Annotated in this window: 7 protein-coding genes; 3 read left to right on the plus strand and 4 right to left on the minus strand. The window is 65.2% G+C overall.

What is annotated here, in order from left to right:
• Positions 1–246: 246 nt before the first annotated feature.
• The 3 genes from VN461_12135 to VN461_12145 form a co-directional block, all read right to left on the minus strand.
• Complete coding sequence (locus tag VN461_12135) at positions 247–765, minus strand: hypothetical protein (protein HXB55529.1); 519 nt, start codon at positions 763–765, stop codon at positions 247–249.
• A gap of 130 nt (positions 766–895) precedes the next feature.
• A complete protein-coding gene (locus VN461_12140; protein HXB55530.1) occupies positions 896–1,477 on the minus strand; it encodes a hypothetical protein in 582 nt (193 codons plus the stop codon).
• Positions 1,474–2,532: a serine hydrolase gene (locus tag VN461_12145; GenBank protein HXB55531.1), complete on the minus strand. Its 1,059-nt coding sequence runs from the start codon at positions 2,530–2,532 to the stop codon at positions 1,474–1,476. Before VN461_12145 ends, VN461_12140 begins: the two co-directional genes overlap by 4 nt.
• On the opposite strand from VN461_12145, the gene VN461_12150 reads away from it, so the two are divergent.
• The 3 genes from VN461_12150 to VN461_12160 all read left to right on the plus strand — a co-directional run bounded on the left by VN461_12150 (position 2,531) and on the right by VN461_12160 (position 9,904).
• Positions 2,531–4,618 (plus strand): prolyl oligopeptidase family serine peptidase, encoded by a 2,088-nt coding sequence (locus VN461_12150; GenBank protein HXB55532.1) that lies wholly within the window; start codon positions 2,531–2,533, stop codon positions 4,616–4,618. The genes VN461_12145 and VN461_12150 overlap by 2 nt on opposite strands.
• 307 nt (positions 4,619–4,925) lie before the next feature.
• The gene (locus VN461_12155) at positions 4,926–6,482 is read left to right on the plus strand and encodes a hypothetical protein (protein HXB55533.1); all 1,557 of its coding nucleotides are present in this window, start codon (positions 4,926–4,928) and stop codon (positions 6,480–6,482) included.
• A 164-nt stretch (positions 6,483–6,646) separates the two neighbouring features.
• Positions 6,647–9,904, plus strand: a complete 3,258-nt coding sequence (locus VN461_12160; GenBank protein HXB55534.1) for a glycosyl hydrolase — start codon at positions 6,647–6,649, stop codon at positions 9,902–9,904.
• 164 nt (positions 9,905–10,068) lie between these two features.
• On the opposite strand, the gene VN461_12165 is transcribed toward VN461_12160, so the two are convergent.
• Positions 10,069–10,269: carbohydrate ABC transporter substrate-binding protein (locus VN461_12165; GenBank protein ID HXB55535.1), on the minus strand; the 201-nt coding region annotated here is incomplete at its 5' end.

Consider the following 10,269-nt stretch of genomic DNA (forward strand, 5'->3'; position numbering starts at 1 on the left):
CCGCTTTCACGAAGGGCAACCTGACCTCTGGGTTGTACTCTACCGCCTGCGTGCCGAGCCACCGGACCGAGTGGCAGCAGCTCTGCGGCCGAATCGTTGGCCGCCGCCCCTGGAGCTTCACGCGCACCGTCCGTTCGACCCAGAACCCAGCTGAGGCGTCCGCCCAACGCTGGATTGAGCCGCGAAGGCCGCGGCAGTCTTGCCGGCGCGGACTTCGCCGGCTCCAATCCATTGTTATACGCCCGCTCAAGGATGGTCGGCCTTCTCGGCTGGCGCCTGCTGCTCCACTCCGCGAGCTCGGAGGAAGGTGCTGATCTGTTGCTGGACAAGATCGAGAATCGTCAACTTGGGAGTACGTGACCCGAAGTGCGACACACTGCCTTGCCTGTGCCAGGTTATAGCTGGAAAGGTCTCACCCGGTGCGCGATCGATCGATACGGGTTCGCGAAGCGCCAGGTACACTACGAACTTCTCGAAAGTGCAATGACCGTCCTCTGATCGATCCCTCTCTGCACTCACATCGACGATGAGATCAACGGGCGACGCAGCATCGATCGTGATTCCGGCGCGAGCGAATCGCCGTTCCACCGTCGTGCGGAGAACCGCTTCGTCCATAGTGTCCTCGGCAGCGGTGGCGACAATGCTGCCGACTGCAACCAAGCCTCGCAACGGCACGCTCGCCTTCTGCGGTTCGGCTCCAGCGGCCAGAGGCACCACAACTCCGACCGTGATTCCGGCGACGGCCAGCATGGCCAGAGTCTTCATCAATACCTCCACACGTCCCCGGTGCGTATAACAACGTAAATGAACTGACCGGCCTAGCACGACGCGTCGCTCGGCCTAGTAGGATCACTCCAACCACAGTTTTCAACCTGAAATGCCTTGCAAGCCGTGTCTACTTATGGCCCGCTGAAGGGGTTTCCGTTTGCCTCCGGTATTTGGTGGTGACATGCCAGATCGGAGTGCCCTCGGCCACGCCCTGCGAGACAAGCGTGAAAGACGTGGGCGAGATGTCGATGAACGAGTCTTTGAAGGCGACGCTCTTGGCCTGGAGTTCCTCTTCCCAGGTGTTGACGAAACGGTCTCCCTCCCAGACGCCGGTCCCCCGAAGCCCGCAGCCGTCGTTATTCGAGCACGTCAAGAGCCGGTAGACCTTGGAGTTCGGGTCCCACCAGAAGACGCCAAGGAAACGCAGTTCTCCAGCGGAACCGTTCGATCTGTATTCCTCCAGGAGGGAGAATCCAGGGCCTGCCTTGAGGGAGGCGACGCCTTGACGAGTGGCGCCCCGCCGAGATTGGCTGATTTCGAAGCTCTCGCTGACGCTCCAGTCGCCCGTGAACGCTTGGAGAAGTCTGGCCATCTCTGGGGAAGGCTCCAGGGGGGCGGCGGGGGGCTTTTGTGGGTTGGCGTTGCCCGCTGATCCCCCCGAGCCGCCAAGTGCGACGAGGAAGATCACTATCACCCTGAGCCCCTTCATTCCTTCCTCCCCCCCCAGGCGTCGAGAACGTCCTCCGCGATCTTCCCGATGGCCGCCTCCAGATCGAAGAAGCTGCTGCGGTTCTGGTTCGTAAAGACCGAGATCACGATTGGGCCGCGGTCGGAGTAAAGAATGCCGACGTCATTCCCGATGATGGGAGGCCAGTCTCCCGTCTTGTGGCCGATCTTCACGCGGAAGCGGATTCGCTGCGGCAGGCGGGAGAAGTAGAGCTGTTCCTGAAGAATCTCGACCATCTCCTCCGTCGACGCCTTGCTTGCCAGTTCGCCCTTCTGGAGCTGCTCCAGCAGGCGCGAGGTCTCCCGGGCGGTGGTGCGACCGAACCACTTGGAGGATTCGGCGACATAGATGAAGTACCGGGCCTGGGCTCCGGGGTCCTCCGGAAAACCGCGCGCAAAAACCTCCCGGTCGGAGAGGGATGCGTACTTGGGGTCCAGCTGCTCCCAGACGCCGCGGAAGAGCTGCCCGATCGTCATGCGCAGACGCGTCTCCTTGTACCCCAGAGACTCCAGCATTTGGTTGACGCGCTCGAGCCCCAACTTCTCAATGAGGATGTCCGTGGCCGTATTGTCGCTGGTGATGATCATCTGGGTAATGAGATCCCGGCAGGTCGGGTTGAGGCCCACGGCAAACGTCTGGAGCACGCCGGTCCCTCTACGCTGGGCCTCCGGGGTGATGAGGTAACGCTCATCGAGCTTCAGCCGCCCCGCGTCGGCATCGCGAAAGGCGAGAATCATGACGGGGATCTTGATCACGCTAACGGTGTTCACGGGCACGTCGGCCCGGACGGCAATTTCTCTACCCGTGGCCAGGTCCTTGGCGTGGGCCGTGCTCTGGGCTTTCAGGGTATCAAGGAGGTCCCGCGTCCTCCTCTCGAGGTCGGAAGCGGGAGGCGGTCCCGCCCCCGCGAGCACCAATGAGGCGCCCAGGAGGGGTATCAGCGAGCAACGGGACATGGCCCCACGAGTGTAGCCGAAGAAAAGCGGTGGGGCGGCAAAGGGGATTCGGCTATGATCCGGCCCCAGGAGAGACCTCATGCACAGTCTCCTTTTCGTGATTCTTGCCGCCGCCAGCTCCGGCCGGACGCCGGCCGGGACCCCGCATGCTATTACCATCGATGCCCTCCTCGACGTAAAGCATCCCTACCGGGCGACGTGGTCCCCGGACGGCCGCCGCATCGCCTTCGTGTGGGACCGGGCCGGGGTGCAGAACCTGTGGGTGGCCGACGTGGCCGCGGGCGGGCCAACTCCCCTGACCCGCTATGCCGACGGCCTCATCGACGGTTTCTTCTGGGGCCGGACCGGGGAGAGCTTGTACTTCGAGCGGAGCGGGGACCTGTGGCAAGTGGCGGCCTCGGGAGGAGCCGAGCCTCGAGCCGTGTGGACTACGCCCGAGGCGGAGAGCGGGGTCACGCCCTCGCCGGACGGAGGGCGGGTTGTCTTCCTGCGCAACGGAGATCTTTGGGTCCGGAGCCTGTCTGACGGGGGGGAGAGGCGGCTCACGGAAACGCCGGGGGCGGAGGGGGGAGCCGTCTGGTCCCCGGACGGCGAGAGGGTGGCGTTCACCGTCGCCTCGAGCGTCCCCCAGGAAGAGTCCCCAGAGTATGCGGGGTCGAAGATCGCCTTCCGCCGACAGGATGGATTCAACGTCCACGTCGGTGTGGTGCCGGTCTCCGGCGGTCCGCTGGTCAGCGTGGCTCGGGGCGCGGGCAGCGAGACGACCCCGCGCTGGGCGGACGCCACCCACCTGACTCTGCAGCGAGAAAGCGCGGATCTGACCGCACGGGAGGTCCTCCTCGCGGATGCGGTCACGGGCGAGGCCACCGTTCTGTATAAGGATATCGATTCGAAATGGTGGAGCCTCGACTTCCTGGGTGCCGAGCCCGTCCCCTCGCCGGACGGGCGGTGGATCGCGTTCATTAGCGACCGCGACGGCTGGGACCACCTTTACCTCGTCCCCTCCTCCGGAGGGCCGGCAGTGCAGCTGACCAAGGGCGCCTACGAGGTGAGCCGGCCCACGTGGTCGCCCGACGGCAAGCGGATCGCCTTTGACGCGAACCCGGGGGACAACCCGGGGGCCCGACAGCTGATGGTGGCCGAAGTCGGCTCCGATCCGGGCTCCGCCCGGCTCCTGACCCTGACCGGGGGCCGAGGGACCAACGTGGGGGCGAGCTGGTCGCCGAATGGAACACGGCTCCTCTATCAGCACACGGATCCCCAAAACCCCGCGGACTGGTTTGTCCTGGAAGCCCGGGCATCGGCCACGCCCCGACGCTTGACCGACTCTCTGCCCCCCAGCTTGGACCGGTCTAGTTTCGTGGAGCCCCGGTTTGTCCGCTATCCCGCTCCCGACGGACAGCAGGTGCCCGCCTATCTTTTCGTGCCTAAAGGACTCGACCGCTCCCACCGGCACCCCGCCATCATCTGGGTCCATGGTGACGGCATTACCCAGAACTTCGACGGCTGGCACGTTCGTCGCGACTACGCCGTCTACTACAGCGTCCACCAATACCTTCTCCAGCGCGGCTACGTGGTCTTAGCGGTGGACTACCGGGGCAGCATCGGCTACGGGAAGGCCTGGCGTCAGGGCCCCTACCGAGACCTCGGGGGCGGGGACTACCAGGACATCGCGGCGGGAGTGGGATACCTGAAGGGCCTCGGCTACGTGGACGAGAAGCGAGTAGGAATTTGGGGGTTGAGCTACGGCGGCTACATGGCGCTCCAAGCGCTGACCGTGACCCCGGAGCTCTTCCGCTGCGCGATCGACGTGGCGGGGGTCGAAGACTGGCGGGATTGGTTCCACGACCCGGACGGGCCCTGGATCCGCGGCCGCTTGGGCAGTCCGGAGCAGAACCCCGACCTCTACGAGCGGACCTCACCCATTCATAGGGTTGATCGCATCGTGCGGCCGCTTCTGGTCATGCATGGAACTGCCGATGTCAACGTGCCTTTTTTGGAGTCCGTGCGGCTCCTGGACGCCGGGCTCAAAGCGGGGAAGGACATCGACTTCGTGATGTACCCGGGCGAGTTCCACTATTTCCATCGGGCGCACGTTCTCCGCGACGCGTGGCAGAGGGTGGAACGCTTTTTCGACGTGCACCTGAGTGGATCCAAGAATCCGTGACCCTCGTCCCGCCCGACGATCTCAAGGCAAACCAGACCCTCACTGTGAGAGAGCCCCGAGGTAGGAGAGCACAGAGGAGGCGGAGGTGGGTACGACCGAGGTGGGCAAGCGAGCGGGCCCGGCAATCCGCTTGAGGCCATGGCCAGCATCCGTCGGGTATGGTCGGTGGTGAGCCAAGGGCGGATGTGCGGTTGTGGGCAACTCTAGCGGTTCGTTGGTTTCCGGCCATAGGAGAGACGTTGTGCTTCTCCCCCGGTGCGGTCGCCGGGGGAGGGTTCGCGGCACGTTCCGGCAAGGAGGTTTGAGCATGAGACGCACTGTCATCGCGATCGTGGCGGCCTTGGCGGTCATTGTCGGCCCCCTCGCTCGGGGGGACGAAAAGCCTGCCCCCGAGACCCCGAAGCCGGAAGCGGCCAAGAAGGGCGAGACCGCCGAAACTCCCAAGCCGGAGCAATCGGTCACCCAGCACAGCCTCGTGGTGGGAGGGACCACCATCAACTACACCGCCACCGCTGGAACTCTGATCGTTCGAAACGAGAAAGATCAGCCCTACGCAAGCGTCGGCTACGTCGCCTACATCAAGCGTGACGGGGGCGACCCCACGAAGCGACCGATCACCTTCTCTTACAATGGCGGGCCGGGCTCCTCTTCGGTCTGGCTGCACATGGGGGTGCTGGGGCCGAAGCGGATCGTCACCAGCGACGCCGCCGCTACCCCCCCGCCTCCCTACACGGTGGTGGACAACGCCTACAGCATCCTCGACAAGACGGATCTCGTGATGATCGATCCCGTGGGAACCGGCATCAGCAAGGCGGTGGGGGAGGCGAAGGACAAGGACTTCTGGGGAGCCGACCCAGACATCGAGTCGGTCTCCCGCTTCATCAAGCAGTACGTGACTGACAACGACCGCTGGAACTCCCCGAAGTTCCTGCTCGGGGAGAGCTACGGAACGACCCGCTCCGCGGGTGTTGTCGACTATCTGCAGACGAATGCCAACATGACTTTCAACGGCGTGATCCTGGTTTCGGTGGCTCTGGACTTGGAGGCAATCTTCGACCTGCCGGGCAACGAGCGGACCTTCGCCCTCTTCCTCCCTACCTACGCGGCGGTGGCCTGGTACCACAAGCTACTGCCCAACCGTCCGGAGCTCGCGCCGTTCCTCGATGAGGTCCGCAAATTCGCCCTCGGCGATTACACGACCGCGCTACTTAAAGGGGCCGACCTCGGGGGGGCGGAGCGGAGCGCTGTCGCCAAGAAGATCCACGACTACACGGGCCTGTCCGTCGAGTATCTGGAGAAAGCGGACCTCCGGGTGACAGAGCGTCAGTTCACCCAGGAGCTGCTGCGAGAACACCATGCGACGGTGGGGCGGCTTGACGCCCGCTTCACCGGGCCCACGCTCGACGTGCTGGCGAAAGAGGCCGAGTACGACCCCCAGAGCGCCGCCATCAGCGGGGCCTTCACCGCGGCCTTCCAGCACTACTACCACGACGAGCTCAAGTTCGGACGGGACAAGACCTACGTGGTGACGGCCCACCTGTTCCGCTCTTGGGACTTCAAGCACAAGCCTCCAGGAGTGCCCTTCGCCCTGCCCCTGTTGACCAACACCGGCTTGGACCTCGCCCACGCCCTCGTCTACAACCCGAACCTCCGGGTGCTCGTGCTCAACGGGTACTACGACCTGGCCACGCCCTTTCTGGCGACCGAGTATATGATGTCGCACCTTGGTTTGGAGAAGGACCTGCGGTCGCATATCGAAATGAAGTACTACGAGGCCGGCCACATGATGTACATCCACGAGCCATCGTTGAAGAAGTTCAAGTCCGATGTCGCGTCCTTCATCGACCGGACCGCACATCCCTGAGGGCAGGGCATCCAGCGCTGCCCCCCCCGATGAAGACGATGGCCGGCGGGGACGTCCCGGCCACGATTGAGGTACGGGCACCCCTCGCCAGGGCTCGTCGGCGTAGGTAATCCTTTTGCGCTATCCGTATGGTTGTCCCCTTCCCCTCTCGCAGGAGGCCCAGAATGACCCGGAACAAACGGACCGCCACCTGTCTCCGTGCCCTTGCCCTAGTGGGCGTACCACTCCTCGCCCCCCTGGCCCGCGGCGCGGAGCCCACGCCCGCGAAGGGGTCCGCGGTCGATCCCGCCCAACTCGCCGGCCTTGAATGGCGGAGCATCGGTCCTTATCGCGGCGGTCGCGTCACCGCGGTCGCGGGCGTGACGGGCCAACCCCGGGTCTTCTACTTCGGGGGGACGGGGGGCGGTGCCTGGAAGACGACCGACGGGGGCATCTCTTGGCAAGGCATCTCCGACGGCCAGCTCGGCACAGGCTCGGTGGGGGCCATCGCGGTGGCGGAGTCCGATCCGAATGTGATCTTCCTGGGGATGGGCGAGGCCTGCCTCCGTGGCAACATCTCCCACGGGGACGGCGTGTACAAGTCCACCGACGCGGGCAAGACCTGGAAGAACGTGGGACTGCGAGACACACGCCACATCGGGCGCATCCGCGTCCACCCCAGCAACCCCGACCTCGTCTACGTGGCCGCGGTGGGCCACGCCTTCGGCCCCAACCTGGAGCGAGGCGTCTTTCGCAGCAGGGACGGGGGCAAGACGTGGGAGAAGGTCTTGTTCGTCGACGAGAAGACGGGGGCGATCGACCTGGCTCTGGACCCCACGAATCCCCGGATCCTCTACGCCGCCTTCTATCAAGTGCTGCGGCTTCCCTGGGGCTTCGAGAGCGGGGGACCGGGCAGCGGCCTTTACAAGTCCACCGACGCCGGTGACAGCTGGACGAAGATCACGGGGGAGGGACTGCCCAAGAAGGGCGTCTGGGGTCGGATCGGGATAGCCGTCTCCCCCGCCAACCCCAACCGCGTGTGGGCCATGATCGAGGCGGAGGACGGCGGCCTCTTCCGCTCCGACGATGCCGGCAAGACCTGGCGGAAGACCAACGACGAGCGCAAGCTGCGTCAGCGGGCTTGGTACTACAGCCACATCTTCGCCGATCCCAAGAACGCCGACTCGGTCTATGTTCTGAACACGGCCTTCTACCGCTCGAATGACGGGGGGAAGACGTTCAGCGGCATTCCCGTGCCCCACGGCGACAACCACGACCTCTGGATCGCCCCCGACGACCCCCTGCGCATGATCGAGAGCAACGACGGCGGGGCGAGCGTCTCCTTCGATGGCGGCAAGAGCTGGTCGAGCGAGGACAACCAGCCGACGGCGCAGTTCTACCACGTCATCACCGACAATCAGTTCCCCTATTGGGTCTACGGGGCCCAGCAGGACAACACCACCGTCGCTATCGCGAGCCGCACGAGCGAGGGGGGCATCCGCCGCACCGACTGGTACCCCGTGGGCGGCTGCGAGAGCGGCTACGTCGCCCCCGATCCCAAGGATCCCATGGTCTCCTACGCCGGGTGCTACGACGGCGTCATCGAGCGCTACGACCACCGCACCAAGCAGAGCCGCGACGTGAATGTCTACCCCGATAACCCCATGGGCCACGGCGCGGAAGGGATGAAGTACCGCTTCCAGTGGACGTTCCCCATCGTCATCTCGCCCAACGATCCGGGCGTCCTCTACACGGCGGGAAACCGGGTCTTCCGCTCCACCAACGAGGGGCAGAGCTGGGAGGCGATCAGCCCCGACCTCACCCGCAACGACCCCAGCAAGCTCGGGCCCTCCGGGGGCCCCATCACCAAGGACAACACCACGGTCGAGTATTACGGCACGGTCTTCGCCCTTGCCGAATCGAGGCTGGAGAAGGGGCTGCTCTGGGCGGGCTCCGACGACGGCCTCGTCCACGTCTCCCGCGACGGCGGCAAGACGTGGAGCAACGTCACTCCCAAAGAGATGCCGGAGTGGAGCATGATCAGCCAGATCGATCCCTCGCCCCACGACTCGGGGACCGTGTACCTGGCCGTGAACCGCTACAAGCTCGACGACTTCCGTCCCTTCGTCTACGCCACCACCGACTACGGCAAGACCTGGCGGAAGATCACCACCGGGATTCCCGACAACAGCTTCGTGCGCGCGGTGCGGGAGGATCCGATCCGGAGGGGCCTGCTTTTCGCGGGGACCGAGACTGGGGTCTACCTCTCTCTCGACAGCGGCGCTCGCTGGCAGCCGCTGCGCATGGACCGGGGGGAGCCGGAGAAGGCAAAAGCGGAGGAGAAGAAGCCGGGGGGCACCTTGCCGATCGTTCCCGTCACCGACCTCGTGATCAAAGACAACGACCTCGTGATCTCGACCCAGGGGCGGTCCTTCTGGATCCTCGATGATGTCTCGCCCCTCCGGCAGATGAGCGCGGAGATCGCGTCCAAGGAGGCTCACCTGTTCAAGCCCACGCTCGCCTACCGTTTTGGCAGCCCCCCGGGGCGTGGCCGTGGGGCCGCCGGGCAGAACCCCCCCTACGGGGCAATCGTGTACTACAACCTCAAGGGCGAACCCAAGGAGAGCGAGGAGGTGACGCTCGAGTTCCTCGACGCCGCGGGCAAGTCCATCCGGAAGTTCTCAAGCAAGGAGGAAAAGAAGGAAGAGAGCGCTCCTGCCGACGAGGACGACGAATTCGGCCGGAGCCGCGCCCCGGCCAAGATTCCCGCCAAGGCCGGCCTCAATCGCTTCGCCTGGGACCTCCGCTATCCGGAGCCCACCCGCTTCAAGGGCCTGATCCTATGGGGCGGCGTGCCCCCCGGCCCGACGGTGGTGCCTGGCACCTACCAGGTGCGGCTGCGGGTGGGGAGCAACGCGCTGACCGAGTCCTTCGAGGTTCGTCGGGACCCGCGCCTTACCGTGACCCCGGAAGACCTCCAAAGGCAGTTTGAGCTGCTCGCGAAGATCAGTGACAAGCTCACCGAGACCCACGACGCGATGTCGCGGATCCGGAGCGTGAGAGAGCAAGTTCAGGCCACCGCGGATCGCGCCAAGGGGACGGCGGATGTGAAGGCCATCGCCGACGCCGGCGCCGGCCTTGGGAAGGCACTGACGGAAGTGGAGGAGGAGCTCTATCAGACGAAGAACCAGAGCAACCAGGACCCCCTCAACTTCCCGATCCGCCTCAACAACAAGCTGAGCCTGTTGGCGCGAGTTGTGGAGGACGGGGACGCGCGCCCGACGGACCAGTCTGTCCTCGTGTACGACGACCTGGCGGCGAAGATCGACGCCCAGCTGGCAAAGCTCAAGCGCGTGCTCGCCACTGACCTCGCGGCCTTCAACCAGCTCGTCCACGACAAGAACCTGCCCGCGGTGGTTGTGAAAGAGGGCAAGGAGAAGTGACGGCCTAGAGACGGCTGGGCCGCCAGCGGTCGGGAGATTGCCGGCCAAGTCGTGGACACACCTTCCTCGGGAGGTGTGACCGGCGCGAAACTTGACTCTTGCCCTAAGAGGCCTGGGTCAGGCCCCGTGCTTCGACGACCGCCATCGCGCCCCGGGGTGCCCCGTCACGCCCACTTGGCGAAAATGCGCTTCAGCTCCGTCTCCGCCGCCTTGGCTCCCTCTTCAGGGGTGATCTCGTCCCGGGCCACCTTGGCGAACATGGTGGGCAGAACCCAGGTGTTGAAAGCCTCGTCGATGGCCGCGCTCGCGTAGCCGGGGAAGCCGACGTTGGTCGCCCACTCGAGCACGTTGCCCAGGACCTTGTA

Source organism: Vicinamibacteria bacterium (assembly GCA_035570235.1).
Lineage (GTDB): Bacteria > Acidobacteriota > Vicinamibacteria > Fen-336 > Fen-336 > DATMML01.

Coding starts and splice junctions, on each gene's coding strand:
- VN461_12160 (HXB55534.1), top strand. CDS start 6,647: ATGACCCGGAACAAACGGACCGCCACCTGTCTCCGTGCCCTTGCCCTA.
- VN461_12145 (HXB55531.1), bottom strand. CDS start 2,532: ATGAGGTCTCTCCTGGGGCCGGATCATAGCCGAATCCCCTTTGCCGCC.
- VN461_12150 (HXB55532.1), top strand. CDS start 2,531: ATGCACAGTCTCCTTTTCGTGATTCTTGCCGCCGCCAGCTCCGGCCGG.
- VN461_12140 (HXB55530.1), bottom strand. CDS start 1,477: ATGAAGGGGCTCAGGGTGATAGTGATCTTCCTCGTCGCACTTGGCGGC.
- VN461_12135 (HXB55529.1), bottom strand. CDS start 765: ATGAAGACTCTGGCCATGCTGGCCGTCGCCGGAATCACGGTCGGAGTT.
- VN461_12155 (HXB55533.1), top strand. CDS start 4,926: ATGAGACGCACTGTCATCGCGATCGTGGCGGCCTTGGCGGTCATTGTC.